The organism is Herbiconiux dendrobii (assembly GCF_052048175.1).
Classification (GTDB): domain Bacteria; phylum Actinomycetota; class Actinomycetes; order Actinomycetales; family Microbacteriaceae; genus Herbiconiux.
Genome location: NZ_JBLZQV010000003.1, coordinates 574,800 through 595,948 on the forward strand (window position 1 = coordinate 574,800; position 21,149 = coordinate 595,948).

Genomic DNA, 21,149 nt, shown 5'->3' on the forward strand with positions numbered 1-21,149 from the left:
TCTCGGACGGTACGAGCGTGGTACTCAATTCTCTGTCCAAGAATACGTAGAACATCTCGAAGCTGATCTTCGTGGGTTGACCCGCCCGTATGGTGCCCAGAAGTAGTGGTCGGATCTCGCTCCGGCAGACAGCGAGGAGACGTGTTTGGCACGAAAACGAGCGACGAGGCGCAAGCGGCCGCAAGCCGATCATGATGTCTCGGAAGTAGTCCGCTTCGAGATCGAGAGGGCGCTGCGTACCGAGGTCCACAGGTATCAGCGACGAGAGCGTGTGGCATCTGCCGCCGCGCTCGCTAGCCGTTCTCGTGCGGCGTCGTCCTCCGTGCGAATTCGAATGGTCTCCGCAGCGCTGCTAATTTCTTCGGGACTCGGCGCTTTCGCAACTACGGGCCTCTTGTTGGCCTCTCCGCCAGCTGCCACCCTGTCGAGCGCGAAAGAGGGTGATGTCGCGGACATCGACCCAGGCCTCATCGAAGTCAGTTCTTCGACACCCCTTCCACTCACCTTCGACTTCGCTACGGAACTGCACCTTTCCGGTACCACGCGCGAGTCCTACGCATTCGAACTTCGGGCCCCCAAGACCGGTTTCGTCGACTGCGGATCAGCGTGTGCGGATGAACCACTGACACTCTCGATCGAGTTCAGCGGCTCCGCGGACGGAACGTCTTATCTCGTCACGACCGAAGACATGAACGATCTCCCTCATTCACTCATTCACGCTGCTTTCGCCTCGTCCACCGGGGCAATCGCCACGGTGCGTGAAGCGGGAATGCCTGTTCAGGATCTGGTGACGGACTGGGGAAGTCCGATGAAGCAGAACAAGTCCGTCCTGCAATTCCACTTCACACAGACCACCTTCATCTCCCACCGCGCTGACGAAGGCTGGAAACAGCCAGTGGTGAGGATCGAGGTAACACCTGCCCGGGACAATGCAGCACAGTCTGGCTCGTACTTCGCCGTTCAAGCCCCCACGGTTTCAACGATCCGCAGCAATGTGACCTTGACCTCCGCTTCGCCTTTCAACGAATCGGGTCTGTGCGTCTTCTGGCCGATACCTCTATTCGGCACCGTATTCGGAATCACAGACGATACCGGGGCCGCGATACTCACGGGCGGCGTCGAGTCAGAGAACAGCTGGCACGTCAATCCCGCTTCGCTTCCCGATGGATCTGGACCAGTAGTTTCGTATATCGACCACCGGCGGGCGCAGCTCGAAGAGTTTTGGCGACAGGGCATCCTGTTGGTATCGGCGACGCTGATTGGCACGGCATTTGCAATATGTGCCGATCTCTTCTTCGGTAAACGGACCGGCGTGGGTGTGGTCAGAGGATGACCGGGTCCCAGGTGGGCTTCTGGGCGAAGGCGTCGCGGTAGTAGTCGAGCTCGGCGAGGGCGCCGGCGGCGTCTTCGTCGACCACGACGGTGGCGCGCGGGTGCAGCTGGATCGCCGAGGCCGGCACGCTGGCCGTGAGCGGGCCCTCCACGGCCGCCGCCACCGCCCGCGCCTTGCCGGCGCCGAAGGCCAGCAGCACGAGGCGCTTGGCCCGCAGGATGGTGCCGAGGCCCTGCGTGATGCTGTGCACCGGCACCTCGTCGACCGAGTCGAAGAAGCGCGCGTTGTCCTCCCGGGTCTGCCGGGTGAGCGTCTTCACGCGGGTCACCGAGGCGAACGAGGAGCCCGGCTCGTTGAAGCCGATGTGCCCGTCGGTTCCGATGCCGAGGATCTGCAGGTCGATCCCGCCCGAGGCCAGGATCGCCGCCTCGTACCGCTCGCCGGCGGTCTCGATGCCGAGCTGACGGCCGTCGGGCACGTGCACGGCGGCGGCGTTGAGCCCGAGCGGGCGCGTCACCTGGGCGGCGATCACCGAGTGATAGCTCTGCGGATGACCCACCGGGATGCCCACGTACTCGTCCAGCGCGAACCCCCGCACCGACGAGAGGTCGAGCCCCGCCCTCACCCGCTCGGCGAGCGCGCGGTACACCGGCAGGGGCGTGTCGCCCGTCGCGAGGCCGAGCACCGCATCCGGTTTCTGCGTGACGAGCCGCTCGATCGCCTCCGCGACCAGGGCGCCCGCCGCCTTGCGACTACCGACGACGATCACTTCAGCCATGTCCCGCGATCTCCACTGTCTGTTCGGCGATCTCCACCGTCCGTCGCGGCGCTCCCACCAGGGCCGCGCCGACCGCCGCGGCCGGGAAGCCCGCCGGCACGAGCTGCACGCGGGCCGGCAGCCCGAGCGACGCCAGGAACGGCGACTCCTGCGCCCAGGATGCCAGAACCCGCCGCACGGCGTCGAGCAGCCAGTCGCCGAGGTTGCTCAGCCCGCCCCCGATCATCACGATCTCCACGTCGACGGTGAGCACGAGCACGCGCACCGCGGCCGCCACGTTGTCGACCAGCAGGGAACGGACCGCGATCGCCGTGGCGTCGCCGGTCTCCGCAGCCGCCAGAAGCGCCCGCACGGGGATCGGGTCGTCCGTCGGCCACTGCCGCGCGATCGCCGACCCCGAGGCCACCGTCTCCAGGCAGCCGCGCTGGCCGCACGGGCAGAGCACGCCCTGCGGATCGACCGGGATGTGCCCGATCTCCCCCGCCGTGCCGCGGGCGCCCCGCCAGAGCGTTCCGTCGATCACGAGGCCCGCCGCGAGCCCCGTACCGAGGTTGAGGTAGGCCATCGAGCGGGCCGTCAGCCCCGGCTGCGCAGTCATCAGGTGGTAGGCGCCGAGCGCGGCGGCCGTGACGTCGTTCTCCACCTCGACCCGGCGAGCGGATGCCGCATCCGCGGTCCCGCCCGGAGCAGTCCCGACGGCCTCCGCCGCCAGAGCCTCCGAGAGGCGCACCCCGACGTCGAGTTCTTCGAAGCCGAGGTTCACGGCGTGCGAGACGTGCCCCCGCCGCGGGTCGACCTGGCCCGGGATCCCCACGCCGATCGACTCGAACTCCGCGGGAGCGAGACCGGTGATGTCGGCGATGCGCCGGATGCCCTCCAGCGCCGTCGCGATCACCGCGTCGGCCCCGAACCCGGTGGGGAGCCGCACGCGCTCGACGACCATCCCGTCGGAGTCCACCGCCACGGCATCCGTCTTCGTGCCACCGATGTCGAGTCCGAGCCTCATGGGCGAACCCCTCTCCCGATCAAGGCGGCCGCGAGCGCCTGCCCGACGAGCGCCGAGGCGCCGTACGTGGCGATGCCCGCGTAGAGCGGATCGTCGCCGGGCCACCCGAGGTCGACGGTCACGACCCGCTCGTGGCGGGCACGCAGAGTGTCGATGAGCCGCACGACCTCCGCCCGCCGCTGGTTGTCCCGGCCGACCAGGAGAACGGATGCCGCTTCGGGAATATGCCCGATGGCGTCGGTCCACGACTCCTCGGCGACCGTGTACTCCGGTACGTCCAGGCCCGCGGCGGCCAACGCGGGCGCCGGATCCCACGGCACGACGCCGATCGCGTTGTTGGGGACGGTGTCGACCCGCAGCAGGATCCACCCCGGGCCGTGCAGCAGCTGCTCTGCCTCGGGCGAGATCGCGAACGAGGACGCCACGCGGTCGGCATCCGGTGACGCCGAAGCCGGCGCACCTGAACCCGCATCCGCACTCGCACCCGCACCCGAGACCGGGCCGGAGTGCGATCCCGGATCCACCGCACCGTCCGCGGCGCGAAGCACCTCCGCGAGCCGGCGCAGCCGCGCGCTCGCGTCGGCCAGGCGGTCGAGCGCGAGTTCGCCCGAGTCGATCGCCGCTGCCATCCGGTCGTGGATCTCCTCGAGCTGCGCCGCGGTGTTCTTCGTGCCGATGCACAGCAGGTCGCACCCGGCGGCGAGCGCGCGAACCGCCGCGCTCGGAATGCCGATCGCGCCGCTCGCCCCCACCATGTCCAGCGCGTCGCTCACGATCACGCCGCGGAAGCCGAGCTCGCCGCGCAGCAGCCCCTGCAGGATGGCGGACGAGAAGGTGGCGGGCTGCACGGGGTCGACCTGCGGCAGCAGCACATGGCTGGTCATCACCGTGAGTGCGCCCGCCTCGATCGCCGCGGCGAACGGCTGCAGCTCGCGCGCACGCAACACCTCCAGCGGCACGTCGACGCTCGGCAGGGCGAGGTGCGAGTCCTCCGCGGTGTCACCGTGGCCCGGGAAGTGCTTGAGGGTGGCGGCGACGCCCTGGGACTGGAGGCCTGCCGTCCAGGCGGCGCCGTGCCGCGACACGAGCCCGGGCGCGGCACCGAAACTGCGCACGCCGATCACGGGGTTCAGCGGGTTCGAGTTGATGTCGACATCCGGAGCCAGGTCGAGGTTCACGCCCACGGCGCGCAACTCGGCACCGACCGCGGCCCCCACCGCCCGTGTGGCCGCGACGTCGTCGATCCGTCCGAGCACCGCGTTGCCCGGGAACGGCGCCCCGCGGTCGTAGTAGAGGCGGGTGACGTCGCCGCCCTCCTCGTCGATGGCGATCAGGGCATCCGGATTCGCCGCCCGGATGGCGTCGGTCAGCGCGCGCAGGTGCGCGGTGTCGACCACGTTCTCACCGAACAGGCACACGCCGCCGAGCCCCTCGCGGAGCAACCCGTCCACCCACGCGGGCAAGACGGCTCCCTCGAATCCGGGCAGCAGGGTGCCCAGGATCTCGCGCCGGCTCATCCCTTCACCGCCCCGCTCACGAGGCCGGAGGTCATCCGCCCCTGCACGATCAGGAAGAACACGATCACCGGGATGGCCATCAGCGTCGACCCCGCCATGATCGCGGCCCAGTTCGTGGTGCCGGTGACCTGCTGGAAGGTGCGCAGCCACACCGGCAGCGTCATCATCTCGGGTCGCGAGTTGACGACGAGGGCGAGCAGGAACTCGTTCCAGGCCTGGATGAAGCCGAACACACCGGTGGCCACGAGGCCGGGCGCGAGCAGTGGGAAGGTGATGCGCCAGAACGCTCCGGTGCGCGAGCATCCGTCGATCATCGCCGACTCCTCGAGCTCGACGGGCACGCCGTTCACGAAGCCGCGCAGCGTCCAGATCGTGAACGGCAGCACGGTGGCCACGTAGACCAGGGTCAGCCCCGCGATCGTGTTGAGCAGCCCCCAGCCGTCGAGCACGCGGTAGGTCGACACGATCATCGCCTCGGCCGGGATCATCTGGATGATCAGGATGGCGAAGATGAACGTCTTACGGCTCTTGAAGCGGTATCGCGTGACGGCGAGCGAGGCCAGGAACGCGAACACCAGCGCGATGATCACGGTCGACACGGTCACCATCAGCGAGTTGCCGAGCGCGGGCAGGAAGGGCGCGCGACCCGGATCGAAGATGACGGTCTCGTAGTTGGCCATCGTGATGCTCTTCGGGATGAAGTTGGGCACGCTGCCGCGGATCTCGTTGTTCGGCTGCAGCGAGGTGTTCACCATCCAGTAGACGGGGAACACCGAGAACAGGAACACGACGACGGATGCGACGCCCAGCAGGATGCCGGTGGTGCGCTTGCGGGTCGAGACCCGGCGGTGGGGCGTGGCGATGGCGGTCACGATTCCTCCTCCTTGAGGCTGCGGCGCACGTAGAAGATCGAGATGGCGACCATCAGGATGACCATGATCACCGCGATCGCGCCGCCGGTGCCGTAGTCGCCCTTGCCGAGCGAGGTCTGGTAGATGTACACGCCGAGCGTGGAGGTCTGCTCCTTGATGCCGCCGATCCCCTGCAGGGCGAAGATCTGCGTGAACACGCGCAGATCCCAGATCACCTGCAGGATGATCACGACCACGAAGATCGAGCGAAGGTACGGGAAGACGATCAGCCGGAAGCGCTGCCAGGCACCGGCGCCGTCCAGCTGCGAGGCCTCGAGCACCTCCTCGGGAACCTGCGTGAGCCCCGCGAAGATCGTGAACGCCACGAACGGCACGGCGCCCCAGGTGACGATGATGGTGGCCACCACGAAGAACGAGAACGGGTCGATCAGCCAGGAGTGGTTCGTGAAGTCCTGCCCGCTCACCGCCTCGAGCAGGTAGTTCACCACGCCGTACTGGGTGTCGAACATCCAGCCCCAGACGATCGTGGCGGTGAGGGCGGGCATCGCCCAGGCGAGCAGCAGCCCCACGCTCACGAGCACCTTGAAGAACTTGTTCACCCGGTGCATCAGCAGCGCCACGAGGGTGCCGAGCACCATCGCGGTGATCACGTTGGCCAGGCAGAACAGGATGCTGCGCACCAGCACGGCCCAGAACTGCGGGTCGCCGAGAACGCGGCTGTAGTTGTCGAAGCCCACGAACGGGGCGTCGGCGCCGAACACCTGCGCGCGGCCGAACTCCTGGAACGACATGACGAACAGCTGGATCAGCGGCCAGCCGATCACCACGGCGAGGATCACCAGCGCCGGCAGCAGCAGCACGCCGGGGGTGAACCGGCCCGCCTTGGCGCGCGAGGGGCCGCGCTTCTTCTTTCCGCGGGGCGCGAGCGGAAGCTCTTGAACGCCTCCGGACTCGTGCTCGCGCACCAGCATCACCGACGAGGTCATGCGAGGTCCTCCCACTACGATCGAGGTGTGCTCACCACCTTCCTAGGGCGATGGGCATCTGGGCTGACGGTGGCCGTGTTCGCGCACGGCCACCGTCATTTCTTGTGAGGCGCCCTACGAGTTGAGGATGCCGTCGATCTTCTCGTCGAGCGCCTTCGCGAGCTGCTCGACGTCGCCGCCCTGGCCCACGGCCACGAAGAAGTCCTGCAGGGCTCCCGAGGCCTCGACGTCGGCCCACTTGGGCGACGCGGGCGTGAGCTTCGAGTTGGCCGCGGCCTCGGCGATCGCCTTCGCGACGTCGTCGGTGCCGAGGGTGCTCGCGAGCGAGATCTTGGCCGGCACGAGGCCGTTCTCGCCGAGGATCGACTGGTAGTCGTCGCTCAGCATGATCTCCAGCGCGTCGGTGGCGAGGTCAGGATGGGCCGAGTTCGCCGAGACGGCGATGTTCGAGCCGCCCGCGAACACGTGGGCCGCTCCGCCGTCCATGCCGGGAAGGGCATACACGCCGAGGTTGGCCTCCTGGTCGGGGCAGCCGGGCGCATCCGCGTCGGCCGGTGCCAGGATCGAGCCCTTCACCCAGCTGGGTGCGGACAGGTTCGCGACGACACCCTCGCAGAACGGGACCTGCGGGTCGGTCTCGTTGCCGTCCTTGGCGGCGACGCTGGCCTTGGTCATCACTTCCTGCACCTGCTTGAGGCCGGCGATCGACTCGGGGCTCGAGAAGCTCGAGGTCCAGGTGTCGCCGTCCTGCGTGGCGATCTCGCCGCCGTTCTCCCAGATGTAGGGCAGGGCGTTGTACCAGTCCTGGCCGGGGAAGTAGATGCCCGAGACGCCGGGGTTGGCTGCAGCGAGCGCCACGCCGTTCGAGATGTACTGGTCGAGCGTGGTGGGCACGGTCAGACCGGCGTTCGCGAGCAGGTCCTTCTTGTAGAACACCAGGCGTGCGCCCGAGTAGTACGGGGCGGCGTAGAAGGCTCCGTCGTACGATCCGGCGTCCACGAAGCCGGGCAGCAGGTCGTCGCCACCCAGCTCCTCGTACTTGTCGGTCAGATCCAGGAACGCGCCGGCCGAGGTGAAGGCGGCGGCCTGCGTGTTGCCCACCTCCACTACGTCGGGGCTGTCCGAGCCGGAGAGGTTCGTGGTCAGCTTGTCCACGAGCCCGGTCCAGGACTGCTCCTCGATGGTGAGGGTGGAGCCGGGGTGGTCGGCCTCGAAGGTGGTCTTCAGGTAGTCGCGCGCGGCATCCGGGGTGTCGGTGCCGTTCAGCCAGACCCGGATGTCGGCGCTGTCACCGGCGGCGTCGGTGCCGCCGCCCGATCCGGAGCCGCCGGCACAGCCCGCGAGCGCGAGCACGGCCGTGATTCCGAGGGCGGTGACAGCGAGTGTCTTCTTCCTCATGGTGTTTTACCTTTCCTAGGGCGATGGTGTGGATGTGGTGCAGGTGATGCGGGGTGGTGCAGCCAGCTGGGCACTGGCGTCTGGGGCGGGGTCTAAGAGACCCCGAGTCGGGCGGAGAGCACCATGACGGCGGCGCCGCGCAGCACGATGTCCTGCCCGAGCGCCGTCATCCGGAGCGTCAGTGCGCCGTGGAACTCGGCCATGGTGCGGGCGCGGAGGGTCTGGGCGGTGGCCGCCATCAGCGTGCCGTCGAGCAGGTCGACGGGGCCGCTCAGGATGACCTCGCCGAGGTCGAGCGCTCCCACCACCGGGGCGAGCGCGATGCCGAGCCGCTCGCCGGCCTCGCGCAGCACGGCTTCGGAGTCGGCCTCGGGCACGCCCGCGATCCGCTCGATCAGGTTCGGGATGCTCAGCCAGGTCTCCAGGCAGCCCCGCTTGCCGCAGGCGCAGACCGCTCCCCCGTCGGTGCCCACGACCACGTGGCCGATCTCGCCCGCGGCGAACCGGCTGCCGAACAGCGGCGTGCCGCCGAGCAGGAGGCCGGCGCCGACACCGTGGCCGATCCGGATCAGCATCGCGTCGCTGTCGGCACCGCCGAAGCTGTGCTCGGCGAGCACGGCGGCGTTGGCGTCGTTGGCCACCACTACGGGCAGGTCGAAGCGGGCGGCGAGGATGCTCTGCAACGGCATCCCGTTCCAGCCGAGGTTGGGGGCGCTCAGCACGATCCCGCCGAGGTCGACCACGCCGGGCGAGCCGACGCCGATGCCGAGCACGGGGGCGGTGGCCTCGGTGATCAGCCGTTCGGCCAGGGCGACGACCTTCTCGACCGCGTCCTCACCGGTGGAGCCGGCCAGTTCGACCTCGGCCCGCGCGATGATCGTTCCGTCGAGGTCGAGCAGGGCGCCGGAGAAGAGCGTGTGCTCGGAGAGGTCCAGGCCCACGATCACGAAGGCGCTGCGATCGAGGTCGAGCAGGGTGGCGGGCTTGCCGGGGCGGGTCTCCTCACGCTGCCCCAGCTCGATCACCAGGCCGTCGGCGATCAAGTCGGCGACGAGGGCGCTCACGGTGACGCGGGTGAGGCCGGTCTCCCGGGCGATGTCGGCACGCGAACGGCGGCCGTCGCGATAGAGCGTCTGCAGCACCAGCGAGCGGTTGTGGCCGCGAGCGTGCTCGGGGAGGACCTTCGCGCTGGGCCTCAGCACTCGTCCCTGGGGGCTGATCATGTTTGTTAGTAAAGCGTACGAACATACTCGCCGCAAGAGTTTTCCCGCATCCATGCGAACGCTTTACACATCCGTAACACGGGCTCCGCCGACCGGCACGCCGCCGGCACGCTTTAGCATGGAGGACGTGAACGTAGAGACCCAGCGCACGCCCTTCGACGTCAACGACGTCATCCGATTCGTGGTGGAGCTGTTCGCGTTCTTCACCTTCGGCTTCTGGGGTTTCGTGGCGTGGCCCTTCCCCTGGAACATCGCCTTCGGCATCGTCACCCCGCTGTTCGCGATCGTGGTATGGGCGCTGTTCCGCTCGCCCCGGGCCGTGTTCCACATCGACGCGTTCGGCAAGGCGTTGGTCGAGATCGTGATCATGGGGTCGGCCGCGCTGGCCTGGCTGATGCTGGGGCAGCCGGTCATCGCCCTGGTCTTCGGGCTGGTCGCGGTGATCAGCGGAGTGATCGCGGGGCGCCGGGAGTTCCGATGAGCCTGGCGCACGCCTCGGTGCTGGTGCATTCGGCGCAGGCGATCGACGCCGGCGGCATCGTCGACGACGCCTGGGTGCTCGCCTCCGACGACCGCATCGTCGAGTCCGGAACAGGCTCCGGATGGCGCTCGCTCGCCGCCGAGATCGGCATGCACGGCGGGCGCGGCCAGCTCGACCTCGTCGACGGATCGGGGCTGCGCCTGGTCCCCGGATTCATCGACCTGCACGCCCACGGCGGCGGCGGGCACGCCTTCGACGACGGCGCCGCCGAGATCGCGGCGGCCGTCGCGGTGCATCGCACGCACGGCACCACCCGCTCGGTGATCTCGCTGGTCGCGAATCCGCTGCCGGCGCTCGAGCAGAGCCTCGGTGCGGTCGCGTCGCTGGCCGAAGGTGATCCGCTCGTCCTGGGCGCCCACCTCGAGGGGCCGTTCCTCGCGCCCTCGCGGAAGGGCGCGCACAATCCGTCCTTCCTGATCGCTCCGACCCCGGATGCCGTCTCGCGGCTGATCGAGGCCGGCCGCGGCCACCTGCGGCAGGTCACCGTCGCGCCCGAACTCCCCGGGGCCCTCGACGCGATCGACCGCTTCGTGGCCGCCGGCGTCGTGGTGGCCGTGGGCCACACCGAGGCGACGGCGGAGCAGGCCCATGAGGCCTTCGACCACGGTGCCACCCTGCTCACGCACGCCTTCAACGCGATGCCCGGCCTCGGTCACCGCGAACCCGGCCCGGTGGCCGCCGCGCTGGCCGACCCGCGCGTGGTGCTCGAGCTGATCGTCGACGGCGTGCACGTGCATCCGGATGTCGTGCGCCTCGCCTTCGGCGCCGCGCCCGGCCGCATCGCGCTGATCACCGACGCGATGGCCGCCGCCGGCTCACGCGACGGCCGCTACCGCCTGGGCACGCTCGACGTCGAGGTGGCGAACGGCCGAGCCGTCCTCGCCGGCACCTCCACGATCGCCGGCTCCACCCTCACCCTCGACGCCGCCCTCCGCACAGCCACCGCCGCCGCGGGCATCGACGTCATCGCGGCGATCCCGGCACTCACGGCCACCCCCGCGCGCGTGCTCGGTCGCGCCGGCGACCTCGGCCTCCTCCGTCCCGGCCACGCCGCCGACCTCGTGCTGCTCACCCCCGACGGCCGCCCCCGCCACGTCTTCGCCGCCGGCGCCCGCATCCCCACCCCAGCCTGACACCCCCCTCCCACAGGCCGTGGCCACGAGGGAGACGACGAAGGCCCCCGCCCGGCGAGCCGGGGCGGGGGCCTTCGTGCGGCGGGCGGGAGCCCGCATGCGCGGCAGGAGCCTAGGCGGCCATCCGCGCCTTGAGGTTCTCGTCGAGCGTCGCGAGGAACTCCTCGGTGGTCTGGTACGGCTGGTCCTTGCTCACCAGCAGCGCCAGGTCTTTCGTCATCTTGCCCGACTCGACGGTCTTGATCACGACGTCTTCGAGGGTGAGCGAGAAGTCGATCAGGGCCTGGTTGCCGTCGAGCTTGCCGCGGTGGGCGAGCCCACGGGTCCAGGCGTAGATCGAGGCGATCGGGTTGGTCGACGTGGGCTTGCCGGCCTGGTGCTGGCGGTAGTGCCGGGTGACGGTGCCGTGGGCGGCCTCGGCCTCGACGACCGCACCATCCGGAGTCGACAGCACCGAGGTCATCAGGCCCAGCGAGCCGAAGCCCTGCGCCACGGTGTCGCTCTGCACGTCGCCGTCGTAGTTCTTGCAGGCCCAGACGTAGCCGCCCTCCCACTTCATCGCGGATGCGACCATGTCGTCGATCAGGCGGTGCTCGTAGGTGAGGCCCGCCGCATCGAACTGCTCCTTGAACTCGGTCTCGAAGATCTCCTGGAAGATGTCCTTGAACCGGCCGTCGTAGGCCTTCAGGATGGTGTTCTTGGTCGACAGGTACACCGGGTAGTTACGGCTGAGGCCGTAGTTCAGCGATGCGCGCGCGAAGTCGCGGATCGAGGCGTCCTGGTTGTACTGCACCTGCGCGATGCCGTCGTCCGGAGCGTCGTACACCTCGAACTTCATCGGCTCGGAGCCGTCTTCGGGGGTGAACTCGACCGTGAGCTTGCCCTTGCCCTTGAACACGAAGTCGGTGGCGCGGTACTGGTCGCCGAAGGCGTGACGGCCGATGATGATCGGCTTGTTCCAGCCCGGCACCAGGCGCGGGATGTTCGAGATGATGATGGGCTCGCGGAAGATGACGCCGCCCAGGATGTTGCGGATGGTGCCGTTCGGCGACTTCCACATCTTCTTCAGACCGAACTCCTCCACGCGCGCCTCATCCGGCGTGATGGTGGCGCACTTGACGCCCACACCGTGCTTCTGGATGGCGTGCGCCGCGTCGATCGTGACCTGGTCGTCGGTGGCGTCGCGGTGCTCGATGCCGAGGTCGTAGTACTCGAGGTTCACATCGAGGTACGGGTGGATGAGTGTGTCTTTGATGGCCTGCCAGATGATTCGAGTCATCTCGTCGCCGTCGAGTTCGACGACCGTGCCTTCAACCTTGATCTTGGACAATTCAGCTCCTCAACAGCCGCCGGAAATGGGCCGTCACCCAGTTTACCGCCTCTCGGAGATATCTCGACATCGAGATACTTTCGGGCCGACCTGGCGCACCCCGCACGCAGCCGTTAGCCTGTGACCATGAGTGAACTGAGGCTCGAGGAGCTGTCGGCGTCCAACATCGTCGCGGCCAACACGCTGACGCTGAAGCCGGGTCAGGAGCAGTACGTCGCTCCCGTCTCGCACTCCATCGCCGAGGCCTACGTGAACCCCTCCACCGCCTGGCCCCGGGTGGTTCTCGAAGACGACGAGGTGGTCGGCTTCATCATGGGCAACTTCGATCCGGATGCGGAGGAAGACGTCTTCCGCGGTTGCATCTGGCGCATCAACGTGGCCGCCGACGCCCAGGGTCATGGTGTGGGCCGCTTCGCCGTTCTCGCGCTGGCCGACGAGGCGCGCTCGCGCGGTTTCGACCGCATCACCGTCATGTTCGAACCGGGCGAAGACGGCCCGGCCGCCTTCTTCGAGCGGATCGGCTTCGTGCAGGTCGGCGAGACGCAGTACGGCGAGACGATCGCCGCCCTCACCCTGTGACGACGGGCCGGGATGCCGGCCCAGGCGCACCCTCCTTCGTCGACGACGTGCTCGAGATCGTCGACTCCATCCCGCCCGGGCAGGTGCTGAGCTACGGCGACGTGGCCGCGCTGCTCGGCACCCGTGCCGCCCGGGCCGTCGGCAGCATCCTGCGCCGCTACGGCCACGCGCATCCGTGGTGGCGGGTCGTGCGCGCCGGCGGCCTGCCGCCCGCCGGTCACGAGGTGCGGGCGCGTGAGCACTACGAGGCCGAGGGCACCCCGCTCCAGGTCATCTCGCGGGAACCGGGGTATGCAGTCAGCTACGCTGTAGCTCGGTGGCAGCCGCTGCACCCGGATGCCCATCACGAGAGGACCAACACCTGCCGATGACAAGACGAGCACTTCTCGCCGGATTGGCGGCGGCAGGCACCGTCGCGATGCTCTCCGGTTGCACCCTCGCGAGCGCCATCACGCCGCCGGTCGAATCGCAGCTGTACCCGACGATCGCCGACGCCCAGGCCTCCTCGGCGACGATCGAGATCCCGAGGTGGGTTCCCGCCGACGCGCAGATGATCCGCATCAAGGAGAACAGCGACACCGGCGAGGCCATCATGCAGTTCGGTGTGCCCACCCCGGTGGCCATCGGCACCGCCTGCGACGCGTCGATCGCGTCGAACGTGGCCCCGCTCGACGACACCTGGTGGCCGCAGACGCTTCCCCCGGCCGATCAGATCACCTGCCAGGACGGCTGGCACATCGCCTTCCTCTACGGCTCCCAGTTCTTCGCCTGGAAGCCGTAGCCCGCTCCGTTCCCGGAACGGGCTCCGGCCTCACACCAGCGAGTCGCGCCAGGAGGCGTGCAGCTGGGCGAACCGCCCGCTGCCACCGATCAACTCGACCGGCGATCCGTCTTCGATGATCCGTCCGTGCTCCATCACGAGCACCCGGTCGGCGATCGAGACGGTCGACAGCCGGTGCGCGATGATGACGGCCGTGCGGTCGGCCAGCAGGGTCTGCAGCGCATCCTGAACCAGGCGCTCGCTCGGGATGTCGAGCGAGGCCGTGGCCTCGTCGAGGATGAGCACGGCCGGGTCGGCCAAGAACGCCCGCGCGAACGAGATCAGCTGCCGCTGTCCCGCCGAAACCCGGCCGCCGCGCTTGTTCACGTCGGTCTCGTAGCCGTTCGGCAGGCCCCGGATGAACTCGTCGGCCCCCACCGCCCGAGCCGCCTCGATGATCTCGTCGCGGCTCGCCTCGGGCTTGCCGATGGCGATGTTGTCGGCGACCGTGCCCGAGAACAGGTAGGCCTCCTGGGTCACCATCACGATGGCGCGGCGCAGGTCTTTCGGATGCAGGTCCCGCAGGTCCACGTCGTCGAGCGTGATGCGCCCGTGGCTGGGGTCGTAGAAGCGTGAGATCAGCTTGGCCAGCGTCGACTTGCCGGCTCCGGTCGATCCGACCAGGGCGATGGTCTGCCCGGCCGGGATCCGCAGATCGAACGGCGGCAGGATCGGCCGGTCGGCGACGTAGCCGAAGTCGACGCCCTCGAAGGCGACCGCTCCGGATGCCGTCCACAGGTCGACGGGGCGCTCCGGGTCGGGCACGCTCGGCCGCTCCTCGAGCACGCCCGAGATCTTCTCCAGGGCCGCCGTGGCGCTCTGGTAGCCGTTGTAGAACATCGCCATGTCTTCCATGGGGTCGAAGAAGCGCCGGGTGTAGAGCACGGCCGCGAGCAGCACGCCGATCTCCATCCCTCCGTCGATCACCCGGAAGCCGCCCACCAGCAGCACCACGGCCACCGCGATGTTGCCGATCAGCACGAGCCCGGGGTCGTAGATGCCGAACAGCTTGATCACGCGCGCGTTGGTCTCGCGGTGTCCCTCCACGAGCTCGCCGAACTCGTCTTCGTTGCGCTTCTCGGTGCGGAACGCCTTCACCGCGCGGATGCCGGTCATCGACTCGACGAACTTCACGATCAGCCGCGCCGAGGCCACCCGGGTGCGCCGGAACAGTCGCTGCGATCGCAGCTGGAACCAGCGCGTGAGAATGCCCAGCGGCACGAGCGCGGCGAGCAGGATAAAGCCCGACTCGACGTCGAGAAGGAACAGCGCCACCGCCGTGAACACCATGTAGAGCACGCCCTGCACGAGCTGGTTGATGCCCGAGTCGAGCAGCTCGCGGATGGCGTCGAGGTCGCTGGTCTGCCGCGAGATGATGCGGCCGGAGGTGTAGCTCTCGTGGAACTCCAGGCTCAGTCGCTGCGTGTGCAGGAACACCCGGCGGCGCAGGTCGAACAGGATGGCCTGGCTGATCTGGGCCGAGAGCACGGTGAACCAGGCGATCAGGCCCGCGCCCGTGATGCCGGCGAGCAGGTAGGCCAGTCCCGCGAGCGAGACCGGCATCCAGTCGGCGTTCAGCAGGGCGGGGAGCCCGGTGTCGATGCCGTACGCGATGATCGAGGGGCCGGCGACCTGCGAGACGGTGCTGATGACCACCACGAGGATGCTGAGCGCGAGCTTCACCCGCATGGGCCGGATCAGCGAACCGAGCAGGCGCAGCGAACGGGCGCGGATCTGCGCGCTCTCGGCCTTGCTGAGGTCGTCGCGCTCCTCGCCCTCGACGCCCTCGACGCCCTCGACGCCGCGGTCGGCGGAGTCGGGCACGGTGGAGTCGCTCACGAGCGTGCTCCCTTCTGGTCGAGGTGGTGCGGGTCGAGGTGGTGCGGGTCGGGATCGGGGCCGGCCGCGGCGGCCTGTGGTGCCCGCTCGTCCTCCAGGCTGGAGATGACGAAGCGGTAGTGCTCGCTGGTGGCGAGCAGTTCGGAGTGGGTGCCCACCGCGGTCACCCGCCCGCGTTCGAGCAGGGCGACCCGGTCGGCGAGCGCCACCGTCGAGGGCCGGTGCGCCACGATCAGCGCCGTGGTGCGGGCCAGCACGCGCCGCAGCGCCGCCTCGACGAGCGCTTCGGTGTCGACGTCGAGCGCCGACAGCGGGTCGTCGAGCACCAGGATGCCGGGCTTCGCCGCGATGGCGCGGGCGAGCGCCAGACGCTGCCGCTGGCCGCCCGAGAGGCTCATCCCCTCTTCGCCGACCTTCGTGTCGAGCCCCTGCGGGAGATCGTCGACGAACGAGGCCTGAGCGATGTCGAGCGCCTCGCGCAGCTCCGCCTCGGTGGCATCCGGTCGCCCGAGCAGCACGTTCTCGCGCACCGTCGTGCTGAACAGGGTGGCCTCCTCGAAGGCCATCGCGATGCGGGTGCGCAGATCTGCGCGGCTGAGCGAACGGATGTCGGCGCCGTCGACACGCACGGCTCCCCCCGTGACGTCGTAGAGCCGGGTGGTGAGGGCCGTGAGCGTCGACTTGCCGGAACCGGTGAGCCCCACCAGCGCCATCGTCTCGCCGGGGCGCACGGTGAGTGTCACGCCGTCGATCAGGTCGGGGAAGGCGGCCGGCGCATCCTGGTACCGGAAGTGCACGTCGTCGAACACCAGCTCGCCGGTGCCGCCCGCGATGGTCACGGGGGCGGCCGGATCGGTGATCGTGTTCTCGGAGTCCATCACCTCGAAGAAGCGCAGGGTCGCGGTCTTGGCGTCCAGCGTCATGGCCAGGAAGTAGCCCATCGACCAGATCGGGAACAGCAGCACCGTTCCGGTGGCGAAGAACGCCACCAGCTCGCCCACCGACGACTGCCCCGTGGAGGCGAGCCAGACGCCCACCACGAGGCACACGCCGAAGGCCACATCCGGGATCAGGGTGAGGTACAGCCAGATGCCCGCGATGGCCTTGGCCTTCTCGATCTCGGTGCCGCGCAGCTCTTCGGCCTGGCTCTCGAAGCGTTTGAGGGCGTAGCGGCCGCGGCCGAAGGCCTTGAGCACGCGGATGCCGTGCACCGACTCCTCGACGCTGGTGGCGAGGTCGCCGGCCTGGTCCTGGCTGCGGCGGGCGACGTCGGAGTACTTGCGCTCGAACGAGAAGCCGTAGGCGATCACCGGCACCGCGGCGGCGGCGAAGATGAGGCCGAGCACCCAGTTGAGGGTGACCATGATGATCAGGCCGCCGATCAGGGTGAGCACGTTCACGATCAGCAGCACCAGGCCGAACGACAGCCAGCGGCGGATCAGGTTGAGGTCGCTGACGGCACGGGAGAGGAGCTGCCCGCTCGGCCAGCGGTCGTGGAAGGAGACCGGGAGGTCTTGCAGGTGCGCGTAGAGCGCGTTGCGCATCCGGGCCTCGACGTGGGTGCCGGGGGTGAGCACGAGGGCGCGCCGCAGACCGATCAGGATGGCCTCGAGCACGCCGAGACCGAGCACGATGCCGAAGGCGATCCAGAGCTGGTCGACGTCGCCGTCGGCCAGCGGGCCGTCGACCAGCCACTGCAGCACCTGCGGGATGGTGAGGGCCACGGCGCTGGCCAGCAGGGAGACCACCATGGCGACGTAGATGCGCGGGAGGGCCTTGGCGGCGTACGGGCGCAGGCGCGACAGCGTGGCCACGGTTCCCGCGGCGGGGGTCTTCGCGACGTCCGGCGTCGACACTTCTGGCATTTCCCTGTTCCTCACACCTGTGCGCGTGCTCGTGACACAACGCGGCGCTGCGCGCACTGATTCCCCGATCCTGGTCGTCGGGGCACGCCGAATGACCCCCGTTCCGGGGGCGGATGGCGTCGCGGCAGCCTTACAGACTAAGGGCAGTGCCGGTCGGTCCGCAAGCTCGCGGCACGCTCAGCGCACGCGTACCGAGAGGCAGGTGACGCAGCCCTCGAGCTTCTCGAACTCGGAGATGTCGACCGAGATGACCCGGTAGCCGAGACCCTCGATCAGGCGCGCCGACTCGGGCGCCGAGGCGGCGACGAGCACGGTGTCGTCGGCCAGCACGAGCACGTGGGCGCCGCTGGGCTCGGGCATCTCGAGGAAGCGGTCGAAGATGAACGGGTCGTCCACGAGCGGCCGGTAACCGATCACCGTGCCGTCGGGCAGGGCCGTGACGGTACTCTTCAGGTGCAGGGCCTTGGTGACCGGCACGGCGACCACCGAGTAGCCGCGCGGCGCGAGCATCTTGCGCAGCTGACGGATGCCGTCGGAGTTCGTGCGGTCGCCGCGGCCCACGTACACGGTCGTGCCGATCTTCAGCACGTCTCCGCCGTCGAGGGTGCCGGGCTTCTCGATGCGGGTGACCTCGATGCCGAGGGCGGCGACGCCCTCCTCCACCTCGGGGATCTCGTCCACCCGCGACTCGGCCGCCGGGTTGCCGAGCACGGCCAGCGCGCCGAACATCACCACCGCATCCTCCACGAACACCGAGTCGGGCAGGTCGTCGGCCACCGGGATCTCGACCGGCACCCAGCCCGCGCCGGTGAGGGCGGCGACGTAGCTCTCCCACTGCTCCCGGGCCAGCTCGACGTCGACCGCGCTCCTGTCGATGTGGGTGACGATCCCGTCGGCGAGCGACTCGGAGGGGCGGCGCACGAGCACGTACTTCTTGCGCAGCACCTCCTGCTCTTCGGTGATGGCGATCCGGCCGTGGATGCGACGGCCCAGGGTGACGGATGCCAGCACCGCGGCGAGCACGAAGATCAGGTTGTTGCCCACCAGCGTGCCGAACAGCGGCGCGATCATGTCGCCGACGCCCACGCCCACCGAGAGGGCTCCGAGCCCGGTGCCGACCAGCGCCGCCACGACGCCCGACACGAGCCCGGCGATCAGCGCCGTGTACCAGCGGCGGTACGCCCCCACGAGTCCGAAGATCGCCGAGAACAGGAACAGCAGCAGCGTCGCGTTCAGGAAGTACACGCTGTACACCGTGAACACCTGGGCGTTCTGGGCGTTGGCGACGAAGTACGCCAGGTCGGCCGCCGCCAGGGCGATCACGGCGATGGCGGCCGCAGCGGCCACGGATGCGGTCAGGGACCGGAGCCGGAATTGGGACATAAAAACGACCCTAGGGGATGGTTGCTGGCCGCCGCCTGCGCGCCCAACAGCAAGTGAACCCGACGCCCCAGACCCCACTCCACGACCCAAGGCAAGCGTCAACCCGACACCTCGACGCCCCGTCCGACGTCACAGGCCCTACTCGCCGACCCAAGGTGAGCGTGTGGCCGAGGGATGCGACCGAAGGCCGCGTCCCTCGACCGCGCGCTTACATGTCGCGCTGCGCCGGGCAGGGACCGGCGCAGCCCGGTCACGCCGAGCGAAGCCCGGCGCGACCGGCAGCCAATCAGTGAAAGAAGTGACGCTCGCCCGTGAAGTACATCGTGGCCCCCGCCGCCTTCGCGGCCTCGATCACCTCGGCATCGCGCACCGAGCCGCCCGGCTGCACCACGGCCCGCACACCCGCGGCCAGCAGCACCTCGAGCCCGTCGGCGAAGGGGAAGAACGCGTCCGAGGCCGCAGCCGATCCCGCGGCCCGCTCCCCCGCCCGGCTCACGGCCAGGTGGCACGAGTCGACCCGGTTCACCTGTCCCATGCCCACACCGACGGATGCTCCGCCCGAGGCCAGCAGGATGGCGTTCGACTTCACCGAACGGCACGCCTTCCAGGCGAACACGAGGTCGCTGAGGGTGGCTTCGTCGGCGGCCTCGCCGGCGACGAGCTGCCAGCTCGAGGGGTCGAGGTCGGCGAACCCGTCCGGGGTCTGCGCGAGGAAGCCGCCGCTGATCTGCCGCAGCTCCACGTCTTCGCGGCCGTAGCCCTCGGGGAGCGTCAGCAGGCGCAGGTTCTTCTTGGTCTTCAGCAATTCGAGCGCCTCGCCCTCGAAGGCCGGCGCGATCAGCACCTCGGTGAAGATGTCCTTCACCGTCTCGGCCATCGCGAGCGTGACCGTGCGGTTCGCGGCGATGACGCCGCCGAAGGCCGACAGCGGGTCGCAGGCGTGCGCCTTGGCGTGCGCGTTCGCGATCGCCAGCGCGTCGGAGAGCCCCGCATCCGCCACCGCTATGCCGCAGGGGTTCGCGTGCTTGATGATGGCGACGGCCGGCTCGGCGAAGTCGTAGGCGGCGCGCACGGCCGCATCCGCGTCGACGTAGTTGTTGTACGACATCTCCTTGCCGTGCAGCTGCACGGACTGGGCGATCCCGTGACCGCCGGCTGCGGCGTAGAGGGCCGCCTGCTGGTGCGAGTTCTCTCCGTAGCGCAGCGACGCGGACTTGGCGACCGTGACGGTGAGCTCGTCGGGGAAACCGGCCCCGGCATCCGTCGGCGTGCCCTGCGCCGGAGCCTCGGAGGCCTCGGCGGCCGCGAGCGCCGAGGCGCTGCCGCCCAGCTGCTCGGCGAACCAGCCGGCCACGGCGGTGTCGTACGAGGCGGTGTGCGCGAAGGCCTCGGCGGCCAGCCCGCGTCGCACCTCGAGGCCCGTCCCGCCGGCGGCGAGCGCCGCCACCACGTCGGAGTAGCGCGTGGGCGACACCACGATCGCCACGTTCGCGAAGTTCTTGGCCGAGGCCCGCACGAGCGCCGGCCCGCCGATGTCGATTTGCTCGATCACGGCATCCGGAGCCGCACCCGAGGCGACCGTCTCGCGGAACGGGTAGAGGTTCACCACCACGAGGTCGAAGGCGCGGATGCCCAGCTCCTCGAGCTGGTGCTTGTGCGACTCGAGACGCAGATCGGCCAGGATGCCGGCGTGCACGCCGGGGTGCAGCGTCTTGACCCGCCCGTCGAGCGACTCGGGGAATCCGGTCACCGACGACACCTCGGTGACGGCGACGCCCGCCTCGGCGATGGTCTTGGCGGTCGAGCCGGTCGACACGATCTCGACGCCGGCGGCGGAGAGCGCCTGCACGAGCTCGACCAGCCCGGACTTGTCGCTGACCGAGATCAGCGCCCGGGTGAGGGGCACCACGTCGCGGTTCGTATACAGGTTCGGGTCGTGCTGGGGGCCACTCATCGTGCTGCTATCTCCTCGAGATCGACTTCTCCGTGGGCGATGTCGAGCACCGCTGCGACCAGCAGCTCGCGTTCGACGACCTTGATGCGTTCGTGCAGGGCGTGCTCGGTGTCCCCGGGGAGCACCGGCACCGCCCGCTGCACGATGACCGGCCCGGTGTCGACGCCTTCGTCGATCACGTGCACGGTGACTCCGGTGGTGTCGACGCCGGCGGCCAGGGCGTCGCGCACCGCGTGCGCTCCCGGGAACGCGGGCAGCAGGGCCGGATGCGTGTTGATGAGCCTGGGGGTGAGCGCCGACACGACCACCGGCGGCAGGATGCGCATGAAGCCGGCGCACACCACGAGGTCGGGCGACCAGCGCTCGATCTGCTCGAGCAGTTCCCGGCCCCACTCCTCGCGCGAGGCGAACGCGCTCGGCACGACGGTGAAGGAGGGGATGTCGAACTCCTCCGCGTGCGCCAGGCCCGGGGCGTCGGTGTCGGAGCCGACCGCGATGATCCGGGCGGGATACGCGCCGTCGCGGGAGGCTTCCAGGAGCGCCCGCAGATTCGAGCCTCCCCCGGAGATCAGCACGAGGAGGGAAAGCACCG

General features: G+C 69.5%; 19 protein-coding genes. 6 read left to right on the forward strand and 13 right to left on the reverse strand.

Features of this window, described 5'->3' with window-relative positions; genetic code table 11:
* Positions 1 to 271 precede the first annotated feature (271 nt).
* Complete coding sequence (locus ACN4JJ_RS11640) at positions 272 to 1,333, forward strand: hypothetical protein (protein ID WP_440710067.1); 1,062 nt, start codon at positions 272 to 274, stop codon at positions 1,331 to 1,333.
* Here the strand turns inward: ACN4JJ_RS11640 and ACN4JJ_RS11645 are convergent.
* The 7 genes from ACN4JJ_RS11645 to ACN4JJ_RS11675 form a co-directional block, all read right to left on the reverse strand.
* Positions 1,323 to 2,111, reverse strand: a complete 789-nt coding sequence (locus ACN4JJ_RS11645; RefSeq protein ID WP_440710068.1) for a glucosamine-6-phosphate deaminase — start codon at positions 2,109 to 2,111, stop codon at positions 1,323 to 1,325. The two genes, ACN4JJ_RS11640 and ACN4JJ_RS11645, sit on opposite strands and share 11 nt — an antisense overlap.
* The gene (locus ACN4JJ_RS11650) at positions 2,104 to 3,117 is read right to left on the reverse strand and encodes an ROK family protein (protein WP_440710069.1); all 1,014 of its coding nucleotides are present in this window, start codon (positions 3,115 to 3,117) and stop codon (positions 2,104 to 2,106) included. Before ACN4JJ_RS11650 ends, ACN4JJ_RS11645 begins: the two co-directional genes overlap by 8 nt.
* Positions 3,114 to 4,634, reverse strand: a complete 1,521-nt coding sequence (nagZ, locus tag ACN4JJ_RS11655; protein WP_440710070.1) for a beta-N-acetylhexosaminidase — start codon at positions 4,632 to 4,634, stop codon at positions 3,114 to 3,116. Before nagZ ends, ACN4JJ_RS11650 begins: the two co-directional genes overlap by 4 nt.
* A complete protein-coding gene (locus ACN4JJ_RS11660) occupies positions 4,631 to 5,506 on the reverse strand; it encodes a carbohydrate ABC transporter permease (RefSeq protein ID WP_440710071.1) in 876 nt (291 codons plus the stop codon). The genes nagZ and ACN4JJ_RS11660 overlap by 4 nt, the downstream gene beginning before the upstream one ends.
* A complete protein-coding gene (locus ACN4JJ_RS11665) occupies positions 5,503 to 6,492 on the reverse strand; it encodes a carbohydrate ABC transporter permease (RefSeq protein ID WP_440710072.1) in 990 nt (329 codons plus the stop codon). The genes ACN4JJ_RS11660 and ACN4JJ_RS11665 overlap by 4 nt, the downstream gene beginning before the upstream one ends.
* Before the next feature lie 114 nt (positions 6,493 to 6,606).
* On the reverse strand, positions 6,607 to 7,890 hold the full coding sequence (locus ACN4JJ_RS11670) for an extracellular solute-binding protein (RefSeq protein ID WP_440710073.1): 1,284 nt from the start codon (positions 7,888 to 7,890) through the stop codon (positions 6,607 to 6,609).
* A 92-nt stretch (positions 7,891 to 7,982) separates the two neighbouring features.
* Complete coding sequence (locus ACN4JJ_RS11675; RefSeq protein WP_440710074.1) at positions 7,983 to 9,113, reverse strand: ROK family transcriptional regulator; 1,131 nt, start codon at positions 9,111 to 9,113, stop codon at positions 7,983 to 7,985.
* Between the two features lie 127 nt (positions 9,114 to 9,240).
* On the opposite strand from ACN4JJ_RS11675, the gene ACN4JJ_RS11680 reads away from it, so the two are divergent.
* The gene (locus ACN4JJ_RS11680) at positions 9,241 to 9,594 is read left to right on the forward strand and encodes a YrdB family protein (RefSeq protein ID WP_440710075.1); all 354 of its coding nucleotides are present in this window, start codon (positions 9,241 to 9,243) and stop codon (positions 9,592 to 9,594) included.
* Positions 9,591 to 10,787 carry an N-acetylglucosamine-6-phosphate deacetylase gene (gene nagA / locus ACN4JJ_RS11685; protein WP_440710076.1) on the forward strand — a complete coding sequence of 399 codons (1,197 nt, stop codon included), beginning with the start codon at positions 9,591 to 9,593 and terminating at the stop codon, positions 10,785 to 10,787. The genes ACN4JJ_RS11680 and nagA overlap by 4 nt, the downstream gene beginning before the upstream one ends.
* Before the next feature lie 112 nt (positions 10,788 to 10,899).
* Here nagA and ACN4JJ_RS11690 read toward each other — a convergent pair whose 3' ends face one another.
* Complete coding sequence (locus tag ACN4JJ_RS11690; protein WP_440710077.1) at positions 10,900 to 12,117, reverse strand: NADP-dependent isocitrate dehydrogenase; 1,218 nt, start codon at positions 12,115 to 12,117, stop codon at positions 10,900 to 10,902.
* Positions 12,118 to 12,243: 126 nt separating this feature from the next.
* Here ACN4JJ_RS11690 and ACN4JJ_RS11695 point away from each other — a divergent pair, with 126 nt between their 5' ends.
* The 3 genes from ACN4JJ_RS11695 to ACN4JJ_RS11705 are packed head-to-tail and all read left to right on the forward strand — an operon-like array spanning position 12,244 to position 13,477.
* Positions 12,244 to 12,696, forward strand: a complete 453-nt coding sequence (locus ACN4JJ_RS11695) for a GNAT family N-acetyltransferase (RefSeq protein WP_440710078.1) — start codon at positions 12,244 to 12,246, stop codon at positions 12,694 to 12,696.
* Complete coding sequence (locus ACN4JJ_RS11700; protein ID WP_440710079.1) at positions 12,693 to 13,067, forward strand: MGMT family protein; 375 nt, start codon at positions 12,693 to 12,695, stop codon at positions 13,065 to 13,067. Before ACN4JJ_RS11695 ends, ACN4JJ_RS11700 begins: the two co-directional genes overlap by 4 nt.
* Entirely contained in the window at positions 13,064 to 13,477 is a 414-nt protein-coding gene (locus tag ACN4JJ_RS11705; protein ID WP_440710080.1) for a hypothetical protein, read from the forward strand. Before ACN4JJ_RS11700 ends, ACN4JJ_RS11705 begins: the two co-directional genes overlap by 4 nt.
* Positions 13,478 to 13,507: 30 nt before the next feature.
* Here ACN4JJ_RS11705 and ACN4JJ_RS11710 read toward each other — a convergent pair whose 3' ends face one another.
* The 5 genes from ACN4JJ_RS11710 to purN form a co-directional block, all read right to left on the reverse strand.
* The gene (locus ACN4JJ_RS11710) at positions 13,508 to 15,355 is read right to left on the reverse strand and encodes an ABC transporter ATP-binding protein (protein ID WP_440710081.1); all 1,848 of its coding nucleotides are present in this window, start codon (positions 15,353 to 15,355) and stop codon (positions 13,508 to 13,510) included.
* Positions 15,352 to 17,220: an ABC transporter ATP-binding protein gene (locus ACN4JJ_RS11715; RefSeq protein WP_440710082.1), complete on the reverse strand. Its 1,869-nt coding sequence runs from the start codon at positions 17,218 to 17,220 to the stop codon at positions 15,352 to 15,354. Before ACN4JJ_RS11715 ends, ACN4JJ_RS11710 begins: the two co-directional genes overlap by 4 nt.
* A 177-nt stretch (positions 17,221 to 17,397) precedes the next feature.
* On the reverse strand, positions 17,398 to 18,603 hold the full coding sequence (gene ddaH / locus ACN4JJ_RS11720) for a dimethylargininase (protein WP_440710083.1): 1,206 nt from the start codon (positions 18,601 to 18,603) through the stop codon (positions 17,398 to 17,400).
* A 286-nt stretch (positions 18,604 to 18,889) separates the two neighbouring features.
* Positions 18,890 to 20,557, reverse strand: coding sequence for a bifunctional phosphoribosylaminoimidazolecarboxamide formyltransferase/IMP cyclohydrolase (gene purH, locus ACN4JJ_RS11725; RefSeq protein WP_440710084.1), 1,668 nt, complete (start codon positions 20,555 to 20,557; stop codon positions 18,890 to 18,892).
* Positions 20,554 to 21,147, reverse strand: coding sequence for a phosphoribosylglycinamide formyltransferase (gene purN, locus ACN4JJ_RS11730; RefSeq protein ID WP_440710085.1), 594 nt, complete (start codon positions 21,145 to 21,147; stop codon positions 20,554 to 20,556). The genes purH and purN overlap by 4 nt, the downstream gene beginning before the upstream one ends.
* Positions 21,148 to 21,149: the final 2 nt, after the last annotated feature.